24 protein-coding genes are annotated in these 22875 nt (G+C 60.9%); 13 read left to right on the forward strand and 11 right to left on the reverse strand.

What is annotated here, in order from left to right:
• The first annotated feature begins 3 nt into the window (after window positions 1–3).
• Genes ACTG3X_RS06360 through rsmA form a run of 3 tightly spaced genes read left to right on the forward strand, consistent with a single transcriptional unit; the run spans window position 4 to window position 3033 of the window.
• Window positions 4–1236 carry a peptidylprolyl isomerase gene (locus tag ACTG3X_RS06360; protein WP_439110403.1) on the forward strand — a complete coding sequence of 411 codons (1233 nt, stop codon included), beginning with the start codon at window positions 4–6 and terminating at the stop codon, window positions 1234–1236.
• Complete coding sequence (gene pdxA, locus ACTG3X_RS06365; RefSeq protein ID WP_439110404.1) at window positions 1226–2194, forward strand: 4-hydroxythreonine-4-phosphate dehydrogenase PdxA; 969 nt, start codon at window positions 1226–1228, stop codon at window positions 2192–2194. The genes ACTG3X_RS06360 and pdxA overlap by 11 nt, the downstream gene beginning before the upstream one ends.
• The gene (gene rsmA, locus ACTG3X_RS06370; RefSeq protein WP_439110405.1) at window positions 2191–3033 is read left to right on the forward strand and encodes a 16S rRNA (adenine(1518)-N(6)/adenine(1519)-N(6))-dimethyltransferase RsmA; all 843 of its coding nucleotides are present in this window, start codon (window positions 2191–2193) and stop codon (window positions 3031–3033) included. Before pdxA ends, rsmA begins: the two co-directional genes overlap by 4 nt.
• 34 nt (window positions 3034–3067) lie before the next feature.
• Here rsmA and ACTG3X_RS06375 read toward each other — a convergent pair whose 3' ends face one another.
• From ACTG3X_RS06375 to prfA, 3 genes are all read right to left on the reverse strand, one after another.
• A complete protein-coding gene (locus ACTG3X_RS06375; protein WP_439110406.1) occupies window positions 3068–3709 on the reverse strand; it encodes a DUF4167 domain-containing protein in 642 nt (213 codons plus the stop codon).
• A 190-nt stretch (window positions 3710–3899) separates the two neighbouring features.
• On the reverse strand, window positions 3900–4748 hold the full coding sequence (prmC, locus tag ACTG3X_RS06380) for a peptide chain release factor N(5)-glutamine methyltransferase (RefSeq protein ID WP_439110407.1): 849 nt from the start codon (window positions 4746–4748) through the stop codon (window positions 3900–3902).
• A complete protein-coding gene (prfA, locus tag ACTG3X_RS06385) occupies window positions 4745–5797 on the reverse strand; it encodes a peptide chain release factor 1 (RefSeq protein ID WP_439110487.1) in 1053 nt (350 codons plus the stop codon). Before prfA ends, prmC begins: the two co-directional genes overlap by 4 nt.
• Before the next feature lie 62 nt (window positions 5798–5859).
• Between prfA and ACTG3X_RS06390 the strand changes: the two genes are divergently transcribed.
• A complete protein-coding gene (locus ACTG3X_RS06390) occupies window positions 5860–6138 on the forward strand; it encodes a hypothetical protein (protein ID WP_439110408.1) in 279 nt (92 codons plus the stop codon).
• Here ACTG3X_RS06390 and ACTG3X_RS06395 read toward each other — a convergent pair.
• From ACTG3X_RS06395 to ACTG3X_RS06410, 4 genes are all read right to left on the reverse strand, one after another.
• Window positions 6085–6486 (reverse strand): DUF1499 domain-containing protein, encoded by a 402-nt coding sequence (locus ACTG3X_RS06395; protein WP_439110409.1) that lies wholly within the window; start codon window positions 6484–6486, stop codon window positions 6085–6087. The genes ACTG3X_RS06390 and ACTG3X_RS06395 overlap by 54 nt on opposite strands.
• A gap of 49 nt (window positions 6487–6535) precedes the next feature.
• On the reverse strand, window positions 6536–7504 hold the full coding sequence (gene speB, locus ACTG3X_RS06400) for an agmatinase (protein ID WP_439110410.1): 969 nt from the start codon (window positions 7502–7504) through the stop codon (window positions 6536–6538).
• A gap of 86 nt (window positions 7505–7590) precedes the next feature.
• Complete coding sequence (locus ACTG3X_RS06405; protein WP_439110411.1) at window positions 7591–8754, reverse strand: M20 aminoacylase family protein; 1164 nt, start codon at window positions 8752–8754, stop codon at window positions 7591–7593.
• Entirely contained in the window at window positions 8745–9923 is a 1179-nt protein-coding gene (locus tag ACTG3X_RS06410; protein WP_439110412.1) for a M20 aminoacylase family protein, read from the reverse strand. The genes ACTG3X_RS06405 and ACTG3X_RS06410 overlap by 10 nt, the downstream gene beginning before the upstream one ends.
• 62 nt (window positions 9924–9985) lie before the next feature.
• Between ACTG3X_RS06410 and mazG the strand changes: the two genes are divergently transcribed.
• The 4 genes from mazG to ACTG3X_RS06430 all read left to right on the forward strand — a co-directional run bounded on the left by mazG (window position 9986) and on the right by ACTG3X_RS06430 (window position 13449).
• Window positions 9986–10807 carry a nucleoside triphosphate pyrophosphohydrolase gene (gene mazG / locus ACTG3X_RS06415; protein ID WP_439110413.1) on the forward strand — a complete coding sequence of 274 codons (822 nt, stop codon included), beginning with the start codon at window positions 9986–9988 and terminating at the stop codon, window positions 10805–10807.
• A 77-nt stretch (window positions 10808–10884) separates the two neighbouring features.
• A complete protein-coding gene (locus ACTG3X_RS06420) occupies window positions 10885–11895 on the forward strand; it encodes a Fe(3+) ABC transporter substrate-binding protein (protein WP_439110414.1) in 1011 nt (336 codons plus the stop codon).
• A 169-nt stretch (window positions 11896–12064) separates the two neighbouring features.
• On the forward strand, window positions 12065–13006 hold the full coding sequence (locus ACTG3X_RS06425) for a nucleoside hydrolase (RefSeq protein WP_439110415.1): 942 nt from the start codon (window positions 12065–12067) through the stop codon (window positions 13004–13006).
• On the forward strand, window positions 13003–13449 hold the full coding sequence (locus tag ACTG3X_RS06430; protein ID WP_439110416.1) for a GNAT family N-acetyltransferase: 447 nt from the start codon (window positions 13003–13005) through the stop codon (window positions 13447–13449). The genes ACTG3X_RS06425 and ACTG3X_RS06430 overlap by 4 nt, the downstream gene beginning before the upstream one ends.
• Here the strand turns inward: ACTG3X_RS06430 and ACTG3X_RS06435 are convergent.
• The gene (locus tag ACTG3X_RS06435) at window positions 13446–14402 is read right to left on the reverse strand and encodes a DMT family transporter (protein WP_439110417.1); all 957 of its coding nucleotides are present in this window, start codon (window positions 14400–14402) and stop codon (window positions 13446–13448) included. The two genes, ACTG3X_RS06430 and ACTG3X_RS06435, sit on opposite strands and share 4 nt — an antisense overlap.
• A gap of 44 nt (window positions 14403–14446) precedes the next feature.
• Between ACTG3X_RS06435 and ACTG3X_RS06440 the strand changes: the two genes are divergently transcribed.
• The 4 genes from ACTG3X_RS06440 to eno all read left to right on the forward strand — a co-directional run bounded on the left by ACTG3X_RS06440 (window position 14447) and on the right by eno (window position 18141).
• Complete coding sequence (locus ACTG3X_RS06440; protein ID WP_439110418.1) at window positions 14447–15289, forward strand: PhzF family phenazine biosynthesis protein; 843 nt, start codon at window positions 14447–14449, stop codon at window positions 15287–15289.
• Between the two features lie 79 nt (window positions 15290–15368).
• Window positions 15369–15782 carry a Fur family transcriptional regulator gene (locus ACTG3X_RS06445; protein ID WP_439110419.1) on the forward strand — a complete coding sequence of 138 codons (414 nt, stop codon included), beginning with the start codon at window positions 15369–15371 and terminating at the stop codon, window positions 15780–15782.
• 104 nt (window positions 15783–15886) lie between these two features.
• Window positions 15887–16777 carry a DMT family transporter gene (locus tag ACTG3X_RS06450; protein ID WP_439110420.1) on the forward strand — a complete coding sequence of 297 codons (891 nt, stop codon included), beginning with the start codon at window positions 15887–15889 and terminating at the stop codon, window positions 16775–16777.
• An 89-nt stretch (window positions 16778–16866) separates the two neighbouring features.
• A complete protein-coding gene (gene eno / locus ACTG3X_RS06455; protein ID WP_439110421.1) occupies window positions 16867–18141 on the forward strand; it encodes a phosphopyruvate hydratase in 1275 nt (424 codons plus the stop codon).
• Window positions 18142–18296: 155 nt separating this feature from the next.
• On the opposite strand, the gene ACTG3X_RS06460 is transcribed toward eno, so the two are convergent.
• Both ACTG3X_RS06460 and dksA read right to left on the reverse strand, forming a co-directional pair.
• Window positions 18297–19463 carry an FAD-dependent monooxygenase gene (locus ACTG3X_RS06460; RefSeq protein ID WP_439110422.1) on the reverse strand — a complete coding sequence of 389 codons (1167 nt, stop codon included), beginning with the start codon at window positions 19461–19463 and terminating at the stop codon, window positions 18297–18299.
• Between the two features lie 72 nt (window positions 19464–19535).
• Entirely contained in the window at window positions 19536–19958 is a 423-nt protein-coding gene (gene dksA, locus ACTG3X_RS06465) for an RNA polymerase-binding protein DksA (protein ID WP_439110488.1), read from the reverse strand.
• 181 nt (window positions 19959–20139) lie between these two features.
• Here dksA and ACTG3X_RS06470 point away from each other — a divergent pair, with 181 nt between their 5' ends.
• On the forward strand, window positions 20140–20979 hold the full coding sequence (locus ACTG3X_RS06470; protein WP_439110423.1) for an AAA family ATPase: 840 nt from the start codon (window positions 20140–20142) through the stop codon (window positions 20977–20979).
• Window positions 20980–21097: 118 nt separating this feature from the next.
• Here ACTG3X_RS06470 and soxB read toward each other — a convergent pair whose 3' ends face one another.
• A complete protein-coding gene (soxB, locus tag ACTG3X_RS06475; RefSeq protein ID WP_439110424.1) occupies window positions 21098–22795 on the reverse strand; it encodes a thiosulfohydrolase SoxB in 1698 nt (565 codons plus the stop codon).
• Window positions 22796–22875 lie beyond the last annotated feature (80 nt).

The following is a 22875-nucleotide window of genomic DNA, read 5'->3' on the forward strand; positions in this document are numbered from 1 at the left end:
CTGATGATGACGCTTTCGCCCCTCAAAACGCTCGTGTTTGCACTGACCGCCCAAGTGGCCTTGGGCTTTTCAGGCGCCGCCCCTGTGCAGGCACAGAACCTCTTCGCCCCTGCGTTCAAGGTAAACGACAAGATCATCACAGAGTTCGAACTGAAGCAACGTGCGCTCATGTTGCAGGTCTTCCGCTCTCCGGGGGACCCCACAACAGAATCCCGCAAGCAACTTGTTGAGGAGCGTCTCAAGCTTGACGCCGCCGAAGCCCTCGGTGTGGTGCCGACAGCCGAAGAAGTCACCCAAGGCATGGCCGAGTTTGCCGCCCGCGCCAGCATGACAACAGACGAGTTTGTCGGCTCGCTCAAAGGCGCAGGCATCGAAGAATCCACGTTCCGCGACTTTATCGTCAGCGGTATTTCGTGGCGCACCCTCGTGCGCGCGAAGTTTGGGGCGCGTGTCGAGATCGGCGAAAATGATATCGACCTCGCACTCAGCACCACAGGCGTAGGCAATGTGCGTGTTCTGCTCTCCGAGGTCATCCTGCCCGCGCCCCCCGAACAGGCCGCCGCGGCGCAGGCCCGCGCCGAGCAAATCTCACAGTTGACCAGCATTGCCGCCTTCGCCAATGCCGCGCGCCAGTCTTCAGCCTCCGCCACCCGCGAGCGCGGCGGCAAGCTTGACTGGATGCCCCTGACAAACCTGCCACCGGCCTTGCACTCTGTGATCCTCGGGCTGAGACAAGGCCAGGTGACCGATCCGATCCCGATCGACGGCGGCATCGCCCTGTTCCAGCTGCGCGGTCTCGAAGAGGGTGAAGTCATTGCCCCCGAATTTGCAGCCATCGAATACGCCGCCTATTACATCGCTGGCGGGCGCACCCCCCAAGGACTGGCCGCAGCCCAAAAAGTCAAAGACAGCGCCGACACCTGCGATGACCTCTATGGCATTGCCAAAGGCCAGCCCGAAGAGGTGCTTGAGCGCGGCTCAAAGGCCCCTGCCGACATCCCCACAGACATCGCTCTGGAGCTTGCCAAGCTTGACAAGCACGAGGTCTCCACAGCGCTCACCCGGTCCAACGGCGAAACGCTGGTCTTCCTCATGCTGTGTGGCCGCACCACAAAACAAGCCGAAGATGTTGACCGCAACAATGTTGGCCGCAGCCTGCAAAACCGCCGCCTCGCCAGCTTTGCCGACGGCTACCTCGCCCAGCTGCGCGATGAGGCGCGGATCATTGAATACTAAGCCCATTGCGCTCACCTGCGGTGAGCCTGCAGGCATTGGCCCCGAGCTTGCCCCCCGGCTTTGGGAGGCCTTGCGCGGCGAGCTGAGCTTTTTCCTCATAGGCGACCCGGCACATCTGCCGGATGACAGCCGATATGTGACCATCGCCGCCCCCGCAGAGGCCCCCGAAGCCATGGCTCAAGGCCTGCCTGTGCTGCCGCTTCACATGGGCAGCCCCCGCGTCGCCGGCCAGCCAGATCCGCGCCATGCAAAAGGCGTGATCGAGAGCATCAAACGCGCGGTTGCGCATGTGCAGTCAGGCGAGGCCTCAGCCCTCTGCACGCTGCCCATTCACAAAAAAGCGCTCAAAGACGGCGCTGCATTCGCCTTTCCGGGGCATACCGAGTTTCTGGCGCACCTCGCAGGCGTCGAGGATGTGGTGATGATGCTGGCCAGCCCCGCGCTGCGCGTGGTGCCCGCCACAATCCACATTGCGCTGTCAGATGTGCCCCAAGCCCTCACGCCTGAGAGCCTGCGCCGCACCATCGAGATCACCCACCAAGCGCTGCAAGACCAGTTTGACATAGCGTCCCCGCGCCTCGCCGTGGCAGGCCTCAACCCCCACGCAGGCGAAGGCGGCAGCATGGGGCGCGAAGAGCTTGACTGGATCGCGCCACTCATGGACAGGCTGCGCGCCGAAGGGCTCGACATCCGCGGCCCCCTGCCTGCCGACACCATGTTTCACGCCGCCGCGCGCAGCCGCTATGATGCAGCCATCTGCATGTATCACGACCAAGCCCTGATCCCCATCAAGACGCTCGACTTTGACCGCGGCGTCAATGTCACGCTGGGCCTGCCCTTTGTGCGCACATCACCCGATCACGGCACCGCCTTTGACATCGCTGGCAAAGGCCTCGCCAACCCCAGTTCTAGCCTAGAGGCCCTGCGCCTCGCATGGAAAATGGCACACCCCTCATGAGCCAAATTGATACCCTCCCGCCCCTGCGCAGCGTCATCTCCACACACGGGCTGTCCGCGCGCAAATCTCTGGGGCAGAACTTTCTGCTCGATCTCAACCTGACAGCCAAAATCGCCCGCCATGTCGGCGATCTCACTGGCAGTGATGTGCTCGAAATCGGCCCCGGCCCCGGAGGCCTGACACGCGGTCTGCTCTCGGAAGGGGCGCGCCGTGTTCTTGCCATCGAGAAAGACAGCCGCTGCATCCCCGCCCTTCAGGAGATCGCCGCCGCCTACGACGGCCGCCTCACGGTCATCGAGGGCGACGCGCTTGAAGTGGACCCGCTCACGCACCTGCAAAAGCCGATCCAGATCGCGGCCAACCTGCCCTATAACATCGGCACAGAGCTTCTCGTGCGCTGGCTGACCCCGCCCGAGTGGCCCCCCTTCTGGGACAGCCTCACACTCATGTTCCAGCGCGAAGTGGCCGAGCGCATCGTCGCCAAGCCCGGCTCCAAAGCCTACGGACGCCTCGCGCTTCTGGCCCAGTGGCGCTCTGATGCCGCGATTGTGCTCAACTTGCCGCCCGAGGCTTTCACACCACCGCCCAAAGTGAGCAGCGCCGTTGTCCATGTCAAAGCGCTGGAAAAACCCCGCTTTGAAGCCGATGCCAAAACGCTGGAGCGCGTCGTTGCCAAAGCCTTCAACCAGCGCCGCAAAATGCTGCGCGCCTCGCTCAAAGGCGTCACACCCGATCTGGAAGACAAGCTCATTGCCTCAGGCATCAAGCCGACAGACCGTGCCGAAGTCATCGGGCTGGAGCAGTTCTGCGCTTTTGCGCGCGCGGTCAAAGCGTCCTAAAAGCAAAAACCCCGCCAGAGTGGCGGGGCTTTCTTTATTCTGCTGCTTCCGAACCGGCGTCTGACGGGCCAGCCTCATCTTGAGGTGCCTCTTTCTTGCGCCGTGGCTTGCGGGTGCGTTTGGGCTTCTCGGCTGCGCCTTCGGGCGTTTCAACAAGCCCGCTCTCAGCCTCTGCGCCACGCATCATCTCAAGCTGTGAGATTTCGGGGTGCGGTGCCTCTGAAGAGGCTGTCTCAGCCGCGTCGCTCGCTGCGGCCTCTTTGCGTGGCTTGCGAGGTTCGCGCGGCTCACGTGGTTCACGCGCTTCGGCGTTGGCCCCGTTGCTTTCACGTTCCTGGCGCTCGCGGCGTTCGGCGGCTTCGCGGTCACGCTCGGCTTGGCGCTCGCGGTTTTGCTGCTCTTGCTGCTCGCGCTTGGCGTTTTCTTCAACCATGGCTTCGCTCAACATGCGCTGGTAGTGCTCAGCATGCTGCTGAAACGCTTCCGTGGCCACACGGTCGCCCGCAAGCTGCGCATCGCGTGCCAACTGGTTGTATTTCTCGATAATCTGCTGCGGCGTGCCGCGCACCTTGCCCTCAGGCCCCGAGCTGTCAAATACGCGGTTTACAATATTTCCCGAAGGCCGGTTGTTGTTCCGGTTGTTCTTTGATCGCGAGCGCGATTTTGATGATCTCATGTTTTTAAGAGCCTGAGCTTGTTAAATGGCCTTTGTTTGATTTGCGGCGTCAAAAACGCGCTTGGGGCAAATCCAAAGATTTCTGGCTTGGGTGTAGGCGGGACCGTCTTGCAGACATCCACCGCTTACACGCCCAATAATCATGTCACAGCATAATTAACAAGGCCCAAATGCCACCAGCTGGGCAGATTCACGCCATTTGGTGCGCTTTTCGCCCCCAAACGACACGGTCTCGCCCGTCAAGGTCTTGCACAACCTCAACCGCTTCAAAGCCGTTGGCCTCCAGCATGGCCGCAACTGCCACAGCCTGTGTCGCGCCGATTTCCAGCATCAAACGCCCGCCTGCGCTCAAAAATCCGGCCGCATTGGCCGCGATCTCGCGATACGCGCTCAGCCCGTCGGCCTCATCGGTCAGGGCCATACGCGGCTCATAGCCAAGCTCGGCTTGCAAGCCCGCCATCTCGTCCGCCGCAATATAGGGAGGATTTGACACGATCAGGTCATAGCCCCCCTCAACCGCTTCAAACCAGCTGGAAAGCACAAAGCCCACACGCGCCCCAAGGCCCAGCCTGTCCGCGTTGCGCTTGGCCACCGCGAGAGCGGCTGGCGACAGGTCTGCGCCCACCCCCTGCGCACCGGCCCGCTCGGCCAGCAAGCTCAAGACAATGCAGCCCGAGCCTGTGCCAAGGTCAAGCACACGCGCAAAAGGCTCGGCAAGAGCCGCCGCGACAAGCGTTTCCGTGTCTCCGCGCGGGTCAAGCACATCTGCGCTCACCTCAAAGCCCCGCCCGTAAAACTGCCGCAGCCCCGTCAGATGCGCCAAGGGCCGCCGCTTTGCACGCTCCGCGACAAGCGCCAAAAAGTCTGTGTTGGCCTCATCGGCCAGCGCATCTTGCACATGCAAGGTCATGCGACCTGCCTCTATCTGTAAAACATGCGCCATAAGCAGCCGCGCATCGCGTGCAGCGCCCTCGATCCCGCTTTGCGCCAAAAGCTGCGTGCCAGCGCGCAGCGCACCCGCCACAGTCAGCTGGCTCACCCGTTCATCTCCGCCAGAAGCGTGGCCTGATGGTCGGCTGTCAGCGCATCGAGGATCTCGTCCAAATCGCCCGCCATCACAGCCTCAAGCTTGTAAAGCGTGAGGCCAATGCGGTGATCGGTCAACCGACCTTGGGGGAAGTTGTAGGTGCGTATGCGTTCGGAGCGGTCCCCGGAGCCCACCTGCGCGGCCCGGCTGGCGCTGCGCGCGTCATGGACCTTTTGGCGCTCCATATCAAACAGCCGCGTCTTTAGCACCTGCATGGCGATCTCGCGGTTGCGGTGCTGGGACTTTTCTGACGAGGTCACAACCAGCCCGCTTGGAATATGGGTGATGCGCACAGCAGAATCGGTGGTGTTCACATGCTGTCCACCTGCCCCGCTGGAGCGCATGGTATCGATGCGGATGTCATTGGCATTGATGACAATATCAACATCTTCCGCCTCGGGCAGCACAGCCACAGTGGCCGCCGAGGTGTGGATACGCCCGCCGCTCTCGGTTTCGGGCACACGCTGAACGCGGTGCACACCGCTCTCGAACTTGAGCCGCGCAAAGACATTCTGCCCCGCCACGCGCACAACCGCCTCCTTGATCCCGCCAAGCTCGCTCACGCTCTCTTCGAGGATCTCGAATTTCCATCCGCGCGCCTCGGAATAGCGCTGATACATCCGCAACAAATCGCCCGCAAAAAGCGCCGCCTCGTCGCCGCCCGTTCCAGGGCGGATCTCGATCAGCGCAGGCCGCCCGTCGGCGGCATCCTTGGGCAAAAGCGCCAGCTGCAAAGCCGCCTCTGCCTGTGGCAGCTGCGCGCGCAACGCGGGCAGCTCGTCTTCGGCCAAAGCCTTCATCTCGGGGTCCGCCAGCATCGCCTTGGCGTCGTCCATGTCGCGCAGCAAGCCACGGTAGGCGTCAATCTGCTCCACCACGGGGCGCAGATCGGAATATTCCTTGGCCAACGCCGCAATATCGCCCGTGCCCCCTTCCGCCATTTTGGCTTCAAGGAACTGGAAACGCTGGATGATCTGCTCAAGACGTTCTGAAGGTACCATGGCGCTGATGTGGGCCATTCATGCCACTTGGTCAAGCGCTCTGTTTCTGATATACTCAACATATGTTGCGTATAGCCTGCCTTTTGGCGCTCGCCGCCGCCTCTGCTCTCGCCGATCAAAACATCGGCGGCAAGGTCATTGACTGCTACTGCACCGACACCTCAGGCAGCCGCGTAGAGCTTGGCGAGTCGATCTGCCTGCAAGTCGGCGGGCGTATGTTCACAGCCCAGTGCCAAATGTCGCTCAACGTCCCCATGTGGCGCGAAACAGCCGATGGATGCCTCAGCTCAAAGCTGCAACTCAGCCAGCCAGCCCCGAACACGCGCCTGATTGACCCCTAGGTCCGAGCGCCCGAAGCGCAAGCGGCTCAAGATCTCAAGCTGCCCGCCCTCGATCCGCACCGTCGCATAATCCGGAAACCCCCAAAGCGCCGAGCGGGTCACATAAATGCGCTGATCACCCTGCGCTGCCAAAAGCCGCGTGCGCGGGCTGGCAAGGATCACAGCCTCCACCGCATCCAGCCCCCCCGCATAGGCGCGCACAGCCCCAAAGCCGCCCTCACCGGGGTGATCCCCCGGCGCAGCCATGGGCCCCTCAAGCTGCCAACGCGCCGCATCCTCAGGAGCAAGGCGCACATAGCCCGCAAAGCCGATCCCCATCAGCACAATGCCCAAAACGGCCCAGATCATCCGAAATCCCACTTTCTTTTTGCCTCAAATATCCTCGCCGAAGGCGAAATCAGCCTTTGCCAAGCTTGTTCCAGCCCAGAAGGCAGACAATCTCCATCGCCACATGTGCCCCCGCAATCGCCGTGGCGCCCGTGGTGTCAAAGGGGGGAGAAACTTCCACAATATCGCCCCCCACAATATTCAGCCCCGCCAGGTCGCGTAGAATATGGCTCGCCTGTGCCGAGCTCAGCCCGCCCCAAACAGGCGTGCCTGTGCCCGGCGCAAACGCGGGGTCTAGCCCGTCAATGTCAAAGCTCAGATAGGCAGGCCGCGCCCCCACAATCTCGCGCGCCTTCGCCGCCACAGCCGCGGGGCCAATCGCATGAACCTCGCGCGCATCGATGATATTCACGCCCAGCGTGTCCTCATTGGTGGTGCGAATGCCGATCTGCACAGAGGTCTTCGGATCGACAATCCCCGACTTTACGGCTTTGTAAAACATCGTGCCATGGTCAACGCGGCTCATGTCATCATCTGCCCAGGTGTCGGTGTGCGCATCAAACTGGATGAGCGAAAGGGGGCCGTATTTTTCCGCATAGGCTTTCAAGATCGGAAAGCTCACATAGTGATCGCCCCCCAAAGCCACGCTCGCAGCTCCACTGGCCAGAATGGTGCGAATATGCGCTGTCAGCGCATCAGGAAAGGCAGGTATATTGGCATAATCAAACGCAAGGTCGCCGTAGTCGATGATGTTGAGCTCATCCAGCGGGTTATAGCCCCAGCCATAGGGCGCATCAGGGCTTTGCAGCGTGCTCGCCTCGCGGATGGCGCGTGGCCCCAGCCGTGTGCCGGGGCGGTTTGTCACCGCTTGGTCAAAAGGGATGCCCGTGACAGCAATGTCCACACCCGTCAGATCCTTGGTGTAGCGGCGGCGCAGAAACGAGAGCGCCCCGCCAAAGCTGTTTTCAAAGCTCACGCCACGGTCGTTTGTGCGCGTAAAGGCTTCATCTACGAAATTCTTGCTGTCTTCCAGAGCCATCTTGTCTTGTCTCGTGTTTGGCCACAGGCGCCTTTTTCGGGGGCTGTGGCGGGTGGGTGCGTGGGGCCGCAGCCCCCGAAAAAGCTTTAGCCGAGCGGCGCGGCCTTCTCAACCAGGCGCGCCAGAAACGAGGCCCCCACTGGGGCGATCTCGTCGTTAAAGTCATAGGCCGGATGGTGGACCATCGGCCCCTCGCCATTGCCCACAAAAGCATAGGCGCCGGGGCGGGCCTCCAGCATATAGGAAAAATCCTCCGCCGCCATCATCGGCACAGTCTCATCGGTGCTCATATCTGCGCCCACAAGCTCGCGGGCCACCTCGGCCGCAAACGCCGCTTTGCCGGCGTCATTCACAGTCGCGGGGTATCCACGGTCATACTCCAGCTTGGCCTCGACCCCATAGCTTGCAGCCTGCCCCGCGATGATCTCGCCCATACGCTGCTCAACCATATCGCGCACATGCGGATCAAAGCTGCGCACCGTGCCACAGACCCGCGCCGTATCGGGGATGATGTTCGTTGCCGAGCCAGTGTTGATCTGCGTCACCGAGACAACCAGCCGCTCTTGGGCATTGTTGTTGCGGCTCACAATGGTCTGGATCGCCTGCACCATGCCAACGGCAGCCACCACAGGGTCAACCGTCGTGTGCGGCATCGCTCCGTGGCCTCCCTTGCCCTGAATGTCGATGTAAAAGCTGTCCACCGACGCCATGATCGGCCCTGCGCGCAGCTCGATCCGCCCCGCCTCAATGCCGGGGCCGTTGTGGATCCCGTAGACCTCGTCGATGCCGAACTGGTCCATCATCCCCTCTTGCACCATGGCCTCGCCCCCGCCGCCGCCTTCTTCATCAGGCTGGAAGATCAGCACGGCCTTGCCCGCAAAGTTGCGCGTCTCGCTGAGGTATTTGGCCGCCCCCAGCAACATCGCTGTATGGCCGTCGTGGCCACAGGCGTGCATCTTGCCGGGCACTTTGCTGGCATAGTCCAACCCCGTGATCTCATCCATCGGCAACGCATCCATATCCGCGCGCAAGCCAATCGTCGGGCCCTCGCCCTGCCCCTCGATCACCGCCACAACCCCGCTTTCAGCCCAACCTGTGCTGATGTCGGTGATGCCAAACTCCTTGAGGCGGTCCACAACAAAAGCTGCCGTTTTGTGGCAGTCGCGCCCAAGTTCGGGGTGCATATGGATGTGGCGACGCCACGTTTTCATCTCGTCAGCTAACCCTGCGATACGGTTGATCACTGGCATGGTGTCTCTCCTGAGTGGTGCAGCCGCTCGATCAGCCGCGCAAAGAATGAAGCGCCAATGGGCGCAATGTCATCGTTAAAATCAAACGCAGGGTGGTGTACCGATGGCCCTATCCCCTGCCCGATAAAGTAAAACGCACCGGGGCGCTCGTTGAGCATGTAGGAAAAGTCCTCTGCCCCCATTTCAGGGGCAAGATCGGTGATCACCAAGTCATCGCCCACAACCTCCCGCGCCACACGGGCCGATTTTTCCACCTGAAGCGCGTGGTTCACCGTGGCGGGGTATGAGCGCTCATAAACCACCTCTGCCGTCATCTCAAAACTTGCAGCTTGTGCAGCGGCAATCTCGTGAATGCGCCGCTCGGCCAGGTCGCGGTTCTGCTCGCTAAAGCTGCGCACCGTCCCGCTCAGCCTGATCTCGTCAGCTATGATATTGCTCGCGGTGCCGCCATGAAACTTGGTCACCGACACCACAATAGGGTCAAGCGGGTCTACGTTGCGCGCCGCAATGGTTTGCAGCGCCAGCCCTATGTGCATCGCCGTGACCATCGGGTCGCGGCACGTGTGCGGGTAAGCCGCGTGGCCGCCCACGCCCTTGACCGCGATCTCCCATTCATCGACGGCCGCCATGATCGGCCCCGCCACGGTGCGCAGCTCGCCAGCCTTGGCAAAAGGGTCGGTGTGCAGCGCATAGACCTCGTCTATCTGGAAGCGATCCATCATGCCCTCTTCAACCATGATGCGCCCGCCACCGACGGCCTCTTCAGCAGGCTGAAAGATCAGCGCGACACGGCCTTTGAAGGCGCGCGTCTCGCTCAGGTATTTCGCCGCACCAAGCAGCATCGCCGTATGCCCGTCATGGCCACAGGCGTGCATCTTGCCCGCCACCGTGCTGGCCCAGGCCGCGCCCGTCTCTTCCTGCATCGGCAGCGCGTCCATATCTGCGCGCAGCCCTGTGCACGGGCCATCCCCCGTGCCGTTGATGATCGCCACAACACCTGTGCGCGCAATCCCCTCGTGAATTTCGTCCACACCAAATTCGCGCAGCCGCTCCACAACAAAAGCCGCCGTCTCGTGACAGTCAAGCTCCAGCTCGGGGTGCATATGGATGTGGCGGCGCCAGCCCGCCATCTCTTCGGCAAAGCCTGCAATCCGATTTATCACTGCCATACCTTGCGCCCCGTGCTGTCTGAGTTACCTTGCCACTCAACACCGAAGAGAAGGCAGGCGCAATGGCTGACGAAACCCTAATCCACGCCCCCGATGGCGGCATCCCCCGTCTGCGCGCGATCATGCGCGCGCTGCGCGACCCCGAGCATGGCTGCCCGTGGGATATCGAGCAGACCTTCGCCAGCATCGCGCCCTACACGATTGAAGAGGCTTATGAAGTTGCCGATGCCATCGAGCGCCAAGCCTGGGACGAGCTCAAGGGCGAGCTGGGCGACCTTTTGTTCCAATCGGTCTTTCACGCGCAGATGGCCGAAGAGGCAGGCCTGTTTGATCTTGATGCCGTGGCCGACACGATGTCGGACAAGATGGTGGCGCGCCACCCCCATGTCTTCGGCTCCGAGAGCCGCGACAAGTCAGCCGAGCAACAAACCCGCGACTGGGAGGCCATCAAAGCCGCCGAGCGCGCAGCCAAAGCCGAAAAAGGCACGCTGGATGGCGTCGCCGTGGGGCTGCCCGCCCTGTTGCGCGCCCACAAGCTGCAAAAGCGCGCCGCCCGCGTGGGCTTTGACTGGCCCTCCACCGACGAGGTGCTCGACAAGATCGTTGAAGAAGCAGGCGAGCTGGCCGAGGCCCGCACCGAGCTCACCCAAGCCGAAGTCGAAGAAGAGTTTGGCGACCTTATGTTTGTGATGGCCAACCTCGCCCGCCACATGGGCGTAGAGCCCGAGGCCGCCCTGCGCGCAGCCAACACCAAGTTCACCCGCCGTTTTGAGGCGGTCGAGGCTGCACTCGCCGCGCAAGGCAAGCGCCCCGAAGACAGCGATCTGGCCGAAATGGACGCGCTCTGGGATGCCGCAAAGCGGGCAGAACGTGCGACAAAGTAGTACCTGATTTTTTAAATCAGGTATTGACCCGACAAAAATACTCAGGTTAAACGATCTCATCAATAACGGAGACCGCAATGTTCACGACTGCCAAATTCACCCTTGCCCTCACAGCCCTCGCGGTGGCCACGCCTGCGCTGTCTGAGGAGGTCAACCTTTACTCCTACCGCCAGCCAGAGCTGCTCAAGCCGCTGACAGATGCCTTCACCGCCGAAACAGGCATCGCCGTCAATGTGGCCTACCTTGAAAAAGGCATGGTCGAGCGCCTGCAAGCCGAGGGCGCGCGCTCCCCTGCCGATCTGATCTTCACAGTCGATATCTCGCGCCTCTATGCCGCCGTAAACGCAGGCCTCACACAGCCCGTCACAAGCGACACGCTCAAAGCCAACGTCCCCGATATCTACCATGACCCCGAGGGGCACTGGTGGGGCCTCACAACCCGCGCACGCATCGTCTATGCCAGCAAAGACCGCGTGGCAGACGGCGAAGTCACCACCTATGAAGACCTCGCCGACCCCAAGTGGAAAGACCGCATCTGCACGCGCTCAGGCACCAATGCCTACAATGTCGCGCTCACCTCTGCCGCGATCCACCACCACGGTGTTGAAGGGGCCACGGCCTGGCTGGAAGGCATGAAAGCCAACCTCGCCCGCAAGCCCCAAGGCAACGACCGCGCCCAAGTCAAAGCGATCTGGGCTGGCGAATGTGACATTGCCATCGGCAACACCTACTACATGGGCCAGATGCTCGCCGATGAAGAGCAGAAAGAATGGGCCGAAAGCGTCAACATCGTCTTCCCCACCTTTGAAAACGGCGGCACGCACGTCAACATCTCGGGGGTTGCCATGACCAAGGCCGCGCCCAACAAAGACAACGCGCTGAAAATGATGGAGTTTCTCACCTCACCCGAGGCACAGGAAATCTATGCCAACGCCAACTTTGAATACCCCATCGCACCAGGCACAGAATCGGCCCCGCTGGTGCAAAGCTGGGGCAGCTTCGAGGCAGACACGGTCAACCTCATGGATCTCGCCCGCCTGCGCGACGATGCGCTGAAGCTCACAGAAATTGTTGATTTCGACGGCTAAGCAGGCTTTGCAGGGCGCCTCCCTTGGGCCTGCAAGACTTCAGGCGCTCCTTCGGGAGCGCCTTTTTTGTGTGCCGTGCCCCGCAAGCCGTTTTGCGCCCAGCCCCAAGCCTGCGCTGGACACCACCGCCAACAGTTGCGACAGTCCGCCAAACTCTTAAGAGGCCTTCATGAGCAGACGTAAAATCATCATAGATACAGACCCCGGGCAAGACGACGCGGTCGCAATCCTGCTGGCTCTTGCCAGCCCCGAAGAGCTTGAGGTTCTGGGCATCACCTGTGTTGCAGGCAACGTGCCCCTGCCCCTCACAACCCGCAACGCGCGTATCATCTGCGAGCTGGCGGGCCAGCCAGAGACCCGTGTCTTTGCAGGCTGTGATGCTCCGCTTCAGCGCAAGCTCGTCACAGCCGAGCATGTCCACGGCAAAACAGGCCTTGATGGCCCTGTCCTGCCCGAGCCAACCATGCCCTTGCAGCCCGAACATGCAGTTGATTTCATCATCCAGACCCTGCGCACCGCGCCTGCGGGCAGCGTGACGCTCTGCCCCCTTGGCCCGCTCACCAACATCGCGACAGCCTTTCAGCGCGCGCCCGATATTGCCGCGCGCGTTGGCGAGATTGTTCTCATGGGCGGGGCATACTTTGAGGTCGGCAACATCACACCCGCCGCCGAGTTCAACATCTACGTTGATCCGGAAGCCGCTGACATCGTGTTTAAATCCGGCGCGCCCATCACAGTGATGCCACTTGATGTCACCCACAAAGCCCTCGTCACCCAAGAGCGCAACGATGCGTTCCGCGCCCTTGGCACCCCCGTGGGCATCGCAACCGCCGAGATGACCGAGTTTTTCGAGCGGTATGACAGGGAGAAATACGGCTCCCCCGGCGCGCCGCTGCACGACCCTTGCGTGACAGCCTATCTCTTGCAGCCCGCCCTTTTCAAAGGCCGCCACATCAACGTCGAGATCGAAACCGCCTCCGCGCTGACCCTCGGCATGACCGTGGCCGACTGGTGGCGCGTCACCGACCGCGCGCCCAACGCCACCTTTATGGGGGAGATCGACGCCAACGGCTTCTTTACCCTGCTCACAGAAAGGCTCGCCCGCCTATGAACCTGCTGCACCTCGCACGCCCTGACGATATGGAAAAGCTCCTGCCGCTGGTTGCGCGCTTTCACGAGCATCACGACATCGTCCAAACCGACGAGAAGCGCTTTGAAGCCCTCATGCCCCTGCTTGAAGGGATCCCTCACGGGATGATCTACCTCATCGGCCCGCGCAAAGCGCCTGTGGGCTACATCATCATATCGCTCGGCTATTCTGTCGAATTGGGCGGCATCGAAGGCTTTGTCGACGAGTTCTTCATCCGTGAAAAAGTCCGTGGCCGTGGCATGGGCAGTGAAGTGCTCATGACGCTTCTGCCCGCGCTCAAAGACAACGGCATAAAAGCGCTGCACCTTGAGGTCGAGCGCAGCAACGAGCGCGCCCAGCGGCTTTACAAACGCGCAGGCTTTGAGCCCCGCGAAGGCTATATGTTGATGACGCGCACGCGCTAATGCTTGGCGGCGGTGGGCTTGCGGTTGATCAAAAACAGCCCCACCGCAACAAGGCACAAGCCACCGATGATCTCGACACCGATCTGCTCGCCCAAGAGCAACCAGCCAAGCCCGACGCCACAGACAGGTGACAGAAAGCTAAACGAGGCCACGCCTGAGGCAGGGTAGACCTTGAGCAGCATAAACCAGATCAGATAGCCAAAGCTCGCCACCGCAAAGACCTGAAACACCAGCCCCGCCCAGTGGATGGGCGCAAGCTCGCGTGTGAGCGGGCCAAACAGCGGCGCAAACGCAAAGAGCAACAGCATCGACACACCGAGCTGCCACAAAAGCTGGACCTCGGGCGGCTCGCTTGAGACACGGTTGAGCCTGAGCACAAGCGCAATACCGCCCCAGCCCAGCGCCGCGCCCAGCGCAAGAAAGTCGCCCAAAAGGCTCGTGTCCTCACCCGCGTGTGGCTTGGCCAGAACCCAGACAACCCCCGCCATCGCCAGCAGCAGGCCAAGCGCGCGCAGAGGCCCCATCCGCTCTCCGGGCAGCACAAAATGCGCCACCAGCGTCAGCCAGACAGGCATGGAGTAAAAGACAATCGAGGCGCGCGAGACAGTGGTCAGATCAAGCGCCAGATAGAGGCAGACAAACTCAAACGTGAAGAGCACCCCCAGTAGCAGACCCGGCCCAAGCAAGTCGCGGCGAATGCCATGAGGCACCCCGCGATAGCGCATCCACGCCAGCATCACCAGAAAGGCAAGTGCCGAGCGCAAACCCGCCATAAAAACAGGGCTGAAGCCGCCGTTGCTCACCTTGATCACAACCTGGTTGAACCCCAGAACAATCGCAAAGGTGGTCAGCGCAACTGCGCCCGCGAGGTCGATATGTGGTTTTCTCTGCATCGCGCCATCTGCCCACCAGCGCACGCGAAGGTCAAGCGCTGGCGTCACATCGGGCGTCATGCTAGCCTCAAAGGCAGCCACGCCCCCACCTGAAAGGCCCGCCGATGACCCGCTACCTCGTGCTTGATGTCTTCACGGACACCCCCTTTGGCGGCAACCCTTTGGCCGTCATCCCCGAGGCCGGCGCGCTGCCAGAGGCCAGCCTGCAAAAGATCGCGCGCGAGTTCAACTTTTCAGAAACCGTGTTTCTCTACCCGCCCCAAGATCTGGCCCATACCGCCAGAATGCGCATCTTCACCCCCACACTGGAGATCCCCTTTGCGGGTCACCCCACCATTGGCGCAGCCGTGGCGCTGGCGCACAGCGGCCATGGCCCTGACATGGTGCTTGAGCTTGGCATCGGCCCGCTCGCGGCCCGCGCAACCCGCACCCGCGCCAGTTTTGACACCAGCGTCCCGCTTGACGTTCTGGCCGCGCCGCAGCCCGCCCTTGTGGCCCGCGCTCTCGGCCTGCCCGAAAGCGCGCTCAAGCTCAGCACCCATGCGCCCGCTCTGGCCTCGGTCGGGCTGCCCTTCACCCTCACAGAGCTGACAAGCCGTGACGCTCTCGCCGCCTGCGCCCCTGACAGTGCCGCCTTCCGCGAGGGGGCTGCCCGCCATGAGGGCGCGCTTGATTTTGCCCAGTTCGCCTATGTGCGCGAGGGCAGCACCATACACGCGCGTATGTTTGCCCCGCTTGATAACATCCCCGAAGACCCCGCCACAGGCTCGGCCTGCGCCGCCCTCGGGGCCTTTCTGGCAAGCCTTCACGGCACAGCGCAAAACCTGACGGTGCACCAAGGCTACGATATGGGCCGCCCCTCCCAGATCGGCCTCAGCGCCCAAGACGGCACCGTGACAATCTCGGGCGCGGCGGTGCAAACCATGCAAGGTGATCTGACGATTTAGGCGCTGGCCCAGCGTAAACCCTAGCCAAACAAGCGCCATATCGTTACACCCCCGCCAAGCGAGTTCTATGAGCCAGAATATGACCGATACAATCATCTCCCGCTGCGAGGCCAAGGGCCTGCGCATGACAGGCCAGCGCCGGATCATCGCAACGGTGCTGCAAGATTCTGACGACCACCCCGATGTGGAAGAGCTCTACGCCCGCGCTGCCGCCCTTGATGCAGGGATCTCCATCGCCACGGTCTACCGCACCGTGAAGCTCTTTGATGAAGCCGGCATTCTGGACAAGCTCGAGTTTGGCGATGGCCGCGCCCGCTATGAAGATGCCGAGCGCGAGCACCACGACCACCTGATTGATATGAACTCGGGCGAGGTGATCGAATTTGTCGATGAAGAGATCGAGGCGCTACAAGAGCGCATCGCCGAAAAACTCGGCTACAAGCTCAAAGGCCACCGCCTTGAGCTTTACGGCGTCCCGATCAAAAAAGGCTGAGGCGCACAGCCAAGCCAGCCCCCAGCTTTCGTTAACAAGCGAAAGGCCTTGCACGCCGCCCCCGTTTCCCCGAAAGGTGCCGCATAACGTTTCGAAAGACCCCCATGAACAATCTGCGCGGCATTCTCTTCATCACTGCAGCTATGGCAGCCTTCTCAATCGAAGACAGCTTCATCAAGCATCTCTCAGGCTCTGTTCCCAAAGGACAGATCATGATGATCCTCGGCTTCGGTGGCGCGCTGGTGTTTTTCCTCGTGGCTTTGCGCCAACGCACAAATGTCTTTTCAAGCCGCCACTTTTCATGGCCGCTCCTGTGGCGCACGGCCTGCGAGTCTGTGGCTGCGCTGTTCTTCATCACCTCGCTGTCGCTCGTGCCCATCACAACGGTCGCCGCCGTCTTTCAGGCCACCCCCCTCGCCATTACGCTTGGCGCTGCGCTTTTTCTGGGCGAGCAGGTTGGCTGGCGGCGCTGGAGCGCGATTATGGTCGGCTTTCTCGGCGTGTTGATCATCATCCGCCCCGGCATGGCTGGCTTTGACCCCGCCTCGCTCTTTGTGGTCATCACAGTCTTCACCATTGCCGCACGTGACCTGCTCACGCGGCTCGTTCCCACAGAAACATCCTCAACAGTCGTGTCCTTTTACGGCTTCTTTGCCCTCGTCTTTGCAAGCCCGCTGCTCATGGCCTTCACAGGCTGGCCCCAAGCGGTCGCAGGCAAAGATATGCTCTCACTTGGCGCAGCGGTCGCCTTTGGTGTCATCGGCTATTACCTGATCGTCACAGCCATGCGCATGGGCGAAGCCTCTGCCATCATGCCGTTTCGCTACACACGGCTCCTGTTCTCGCTCATTCTGGGCGCGTGGATTTTTGGCGAATCTCCCGATGCGCTCACCTACCTCGGCTCAGCCCTCATCATCGCCTCGGGCCTCTATACATTCCTGCGCGAGCGCAAACTGGCCCGCGAACTGGCTTCAGAGGCCAAAGCCGCGCTATAATCGCCCATGTTGGCGCTACCTCTCTTGCACTTGGGGCTGAGCGGCCTACAACGCCACTCAACAGAAGCCCCAAGACGAAAGAGCGCCACATGAGCACCATTATCGACATTCACGCCCGCGAGATCCTCGACAGCCGTGGCAATCCGACAGTTGAGGTTGATGTGATCCTGGAAGACGGCACGATGGGCCGCGCTGCTGTGCCCTCAGGGGCCTCCACGGGCGCTTACGAAGCTTCAGAGAAACGCGATGGCGACCAGAGCCGCTACATGGGCAAAGGCGTGCTTGAGGCCTGTGCCAGCGTCAACGGCGAAATCGCCGAAGAGCTTATCGGCATGGACGCCACCGAACAGGAGCTGCTCGATGCGGCCATGATCGAGCTTGACGGCACGCCGAACAAATCACGCCTTGGTGCCAATGCGATCCTCGGCGTTTCGCTGGCCGCCGCCAAAGCTGCGGCTGATTTCTGCTCACAGCCCCTCTTCCGCTATGTCGGCGGCACATCCGCGCGCACCCTGCCCGTGCCCATGATGAACATCATCAACGGTGGCGAGCACGCCGACAACCCGATCGACATTCAGGAATTCATGATCATGCCCGTGAGCGCGGACAACATCCGCGACGCGATCCGCATGGGCGCCGAAGTCTTCCACACCCTGAAAAAAGAACTCCACGCCGCAGGCCTTGCCACAGGTGTGGGCGATGAAGGCGGCTTTGCCCCCAATATCGCCAGCACCCGCGAAGCGCTCGACTTCATCCTGAAGTCGATTGAAAAAGCAGGCTACAAAGCGGGCGAAGACATCTACCTCGCCCTCGACTGTGCGGCGACAGAATACTTCAAAGGCGGCAAATACGAGCTGGCAGGCGAAGGCAAATCGCTCACGCCACAAGAAAATGTCGACTACCTCGCAGCCCTCTGCGCCGATTACCCGATCATCTCGATCGAAGATGGCTGCTCCGAAGATGACTGGGAAGGCTGGAAGGCGCTCACCGACAAACTGGGCGACACCGTGCAGCTTGTGGGCGATGACCTCTTCGTCACCAACCCGGAGCGACTTGCCATGGGCATCGAGCGTGGCTGCGCCAACTCCATGCTCGTAAAAGTAAACCAGATCGGCACGCTGTCAGAGACGCTCAAGGCCGTTGATATGGCCCACCGCGCACGCATGACCAACGTGATGAGCCACCGCTCGGGCGAAACCGAAGATGCCACGATTGCCGACCTTGCTGTCGCCACCAACTGCGGCCAGATCAAAACAGGCTCTCTGGCGCGCTCGGACCGGCTCGCCAAATACAACCAGCTTATCCGCATCGAGGAAACGCTCGGCGAAACCGCCCAATACGCGGGCCGCTCGATCCTGAAATAAGCTTGCAACACAATTAAGCCGCCGTTCGCTGACGTTACGAACGGCGGCTTTTTTGTGCGCAGTCAAAACAGCACCAGCCGGTGCACGCATGGTGCACGGGGGGTGCACGCTTTTCACCCCCCCGGAATCAGCGGAATCTCAAGTGTTAACGGCGCTCAAATCGCGGTGACATCGTAGTCATAGAGCCAGTCAAACTGCCGCAACATCGCCCGCGGCGCAACCGCCCCGCCAAGGCGCAAAACACTATGCGCCGCAAAGCGGAGCGGCCCAAAGCTCAGGTGATATTTCCACGCATTTCCCGTGGCCGTGGCCACCACTTTTTCAGCCCGCGCATGGCGCAGGTTTTGATAGGCCGCAAGCCCCGCTTGCAAGCTCTCGGCTCGCTCCAAAGCCACGCCCATCGCCCATGCATCCTCCAGCGCCATAACAGCCCCCTGCGCCAGAAACGGCAGGGTCGGATGCGCCGCATCTCCCAACACAGCAAGGCTCTGCCCGTGCCACGCGGCCGCCACGGGGTGGCGGAACAGCCCCCAGCATTTGACAGCCTCAACCGCGTCCAGCATGGCCTGCGCCTCAGCGCCAAAGCCCTCGAATGCGGCGCGCATATTGGCGGGGTCATCCTCCAGCGTCCAGCTCTCGGCCATCCAGCTGCGCTGCTCTTCGACAGCCACCAGATTGACCAGCTCACCGCCTTTGAGAGGGTAGCTCACAAGGTGGCGGCGCGGCCCCATATGCACCCGCACATCCGAGCGGCGCGCCCACTGGTTGGGCACCGTCGCGCGCCACGCCACATTGCCCGTGAAAAAAGGTTCCGCCGCGCCATTCAGCGCCCCGCGCACAACAGAATGCACCCCGTCACAGCCCACGACCAGATCAGCCTCGCGCTGCGCTCCGCTGGCCAAGGTCACACAGGCGCGCGGCCCGTCCTCAACCCGTGCAACCTTTTGCAAAAGCTGGATTTTCACGCCCGCCTCGCGCGCGCCATCGGCCAAAATCCCGATCAAATCGGCACGGTGCACAAAGTAATATTTCTGCGGCGACAGCTGGGTCAGATCAAGCTTGAGAACGCTTTTGCCACGATAGTCACAGAGCTGCACAGTGTCTGCCAGCACCGCTCCACTGGCCTCAAGCCGGGCTTCCAGCCCAAGCGCACGGATCACCGCCAAGCCATTGGGCGACACCTGAATGCCCGCCCCCACTTCCTTGATCTCGCCCGCCTGCTCAAGCACCGTCACATCGGCGCCCCGCAGCGCCAGCACGCGCGCCAGAGCCAGCCCGCCAATACCTGCGCCAATGATCAGAACTTTCAGGTCTTGAATCATAGGTCTCTCCCAATGAAAAGGCGCCGGAACTCACGCTCCGACGCCTCGAATTTCATCACACCCAAGCGCGGCTCAATCGTCGCGGTGGACTTTTTCGCGGCGCTCGTGGCGCTCCTGCGCTTCAAGGCTCATCGTCGCAATCGGACGGGCATCAAGCCGCTTGAGCGAAATCTGGTCGCCCGTCACTTCGCAGTAGCCAAACTCGCCCTCATCAATCCGGCGCAGGGCCGCATCAATCTTGGACACAAGCTTGCGCTGGCGGTCGCGCGTGCGCAACTCCAAAGCGCGGTCTGTCTCTTCCGAGGCACGGTCCGCAGAATCCGGGATGTTTCTCGTGCTCTCTTGCAGCCCCTCGATCGTATCGCGGCTGCCTTCCAAAAGCTCTTCGCGCCATGTGGTCAGTTTACGGCGGAAGTATTCAAGCTGAAGGTCATTCATAAAAGGCTCGTCCTCTGCTGGACGGTAATCTTCAGGCAGAAAAAGCTCAGCTTTCATTTCCTTTTCCTCTGCTTTTGAGCGCGTCAACGACACGGCAATCTCCTTCATAGCGCGCTTCTTCTGCGCAGCACATACTCCTAAGGAACCAGATTGTCACTACCCGATAACATCACATTGCTCTGAAATTGCGTCTCAGGTAGTTTGCAATGAAATCAATGAGCAACAGGGCCCCTTTGAGATGAGATTTGACGGAACAGACGCATATATCGCCACAGATGACCTCAAAACAGCGGTCAACGCCGCCGTAACGCTAGAGCGCCCCTTGCTGGTCAAGGGCGAGCCGGGCACAGGCAAAACCGAGCTTGCCCGCCAAGTCGCCTCCGCATTGGGGATGCGGATGATCGAATGGAACATCAAATCCACCACCAAGGCCCAGCAAGGGCTGTACGAATACGATGCCGTCAGCCGCCTGCGCGACAGCCAGCTTGGCGACGCCCGCGTCCATGACGTGGGCAACTACATCAAAAAGGGCAAGCTCTGGGAGGCGTTCACCTCAGAGGAGCGCGTGGTGCTGTTGATTGACGAGGTCGACAAAGCCGACATCGAGTTCCCCAACGACCTCTTGCAAGAGCTCGATCGCATGGAATTTCATGTCTATGAAACAGGCCAGACCATCCGCGCCCAAAACCGCCCTGTCATCATCATCACGTCCAACAATGAAAAAGAACTTCCCGACGCCTTCCTGCGCCGCTGTTTCTTTCACTACATCCGCTTCCCCGACATGGACACCATGCGCCAGATCGTTGAAGTGCATCACGCAGGCATCAAGGAGCAGCTGCTCACCACGGCGCTCACCCAGTTTTACGAGATCCGCGATCAGGCCGGCCTCAAGAAAAAGCCCTCAACTTCCGAGGTGCTCGACTGGCTCAAGCTGCTCCTGGCCGAAGACCTCACGCCAGAAGACCTCAAGCGCGATGCCGGCAATGCCTTGCCAAAGCTGCACGGGGCGCTTTTGAAAAACGAGCAAGACGTGCATCTCTTTGAGCGCCTCGCCTTCATGGCCCGTCAAAAGCGGTAAAGGCGCCCTGCAGGTTGGCGCGAGCTGAAACCGCTGTCAGGCAAATACAAAAACGCCCGCGAAAACCTCGCGGGCGTTTTTATTTTCAGAGTCGCAAAATAAACTTGGTGCGCGTGGTTTAGACGCCCTTAACTTGAACCGAGGTATTCTCTTCAAGCTTGATCGTCCCCTCCTTGCGAATGTGGTTTTCAACCACATCCCAAATCTGCGGCCCTTCTGTGCCTTCGTTGACGCTGGCCCAGCCCGCAACAACGTAGTTCTTGGCAGGGTCGATCTTCTCGCCTGTTTTCAGCAGGGTCATATCGCTGATCCGCTCGCCTTGTGGCTTGCTCACGTCGATCTTGTAGCCCATGCCGCCAATGCGAACCATGTCCCCGCCCTGTTGGTAATAGGGATCAGGGTTAAAGAGGTTGTCCCCCACGTCTTCCAGAATGACCTTGATAAACTCACCGGTCATCTCGCTGCGGTAAGCTTCACCGTAACTCATTGAAGTTACGTTCCAAATGTCTTCGCGGGTGATCTCCTGACCCGGCAAAATGCTTGGCCCCCAACGCACACCGGGGCTCATCGCAATGTCCGCTTCGCGCTCTGACATGAGTGCGTTACAAATCAGGTCGTCCCACGAGCCGTTGAAGTTGCCACGACGGTAGAGCAGCGTATCGGTGGTGCCGATCACCTCTTTGAGCTTGTCTTCATAAGGCGCGCGCTGCGCATCAATCAGGCTTGCAACTTCGGCGTCAGGCGTGATCACGTCGGAGAAAATCGGGATCAGCTTGTGGCGGATACCCTTCATTTCGCCATCACGCACATCAAGGTCGATACGGCTGACAAACTTGCCGTTCGAGCCTGACGCGATGATGTGTGTTTTGCCAATAAGCACAGGCTCTGGCAGCGCATCATGGGTGTGGCCCGACAGGATCACGTCGATTCCCTCAACATTTCCGGCCATCTTCTTATCCACGTCAAAGCCGTTATGGCTCAAGACCACAACAAGCTCTGCGCCTTGGTCGCGCACTTCCTGCACCATGGCTGCCATATTGTCTTCGCGGATACCGAAGGAATACTCAGGGAACATCCAACGCGGGTTCGCGATCGGCATATAAGGGAAGGCCTGCCCGATCACGGCGATTTTCACGCCACCGCGTTCGAAGAATTTGTACGGCTTGAAGAGCTCTGCCGGCTCGTCCCATTCTGCATCAAAGATGTTCTGGCCAAGCGAGGTAAACGGCAGGCTTTGCACCAGCTCGTTGACCCGCTCAGAGCCCAGCGTAAACTCCCAGTGGAAGGTCATCGCATCTGGCTTCAGCGCGTTCATCACGTTGACCATGTCCTGCCCTTCGGTCTGGTAGCAGGTGTAGGAGCCGTGCCATGTATCCCCGCCATCCAGCAGCAGCGCATCAGGGCGGTCCGAACGGATGGAGTTGATCACTGTGGCGACGCGGTCAAGCCCGCCAACGCGGCCATATTGCTGCGCGAGTGATGTAAAGTCGTTATATGTCAAAGCATAAGCCGACGGGCTGCCATCGGCGATGCCGTAAAGTTTGCGGAAATCCGCACCTGTGATGTGGGGCACATGGCCGTTGTTCACACCCACGCCAATGTTCACTTCAGGCTCACGGAAATAGATCGGCTTCATCTGCGCGTGAATGTCTGTCACGTGGATGAGGCTAACGTTGCCGAAGGTTTCAAACTCAAGAAGCTGGTCTTGCGTCAGGGCCTGCTGCGCCGCAACGCGGGCCCAGTTGCCAAAACCACTCGTGCCATAAAGCGCCGAGGCGGCCATTGAAACTTGCAGAAAATCACGACGGGAGATCATGGTTTGAGAAACCTTCTTTTGGCATTAGCGGCAACATATGCACAAAATCTAATGCGTTTTCATAAAAAGAAGCCCGCACT

This window comes from Lentibacter sp., from assembly GCF_965658795.1.
In the GTDB taxonomy this organism is placed as follows: Bacteria; Pseudomonadota; Alphaproteobacteria; order Rhodobacterales; family Rhodobacteraceae; genus Lentibacter.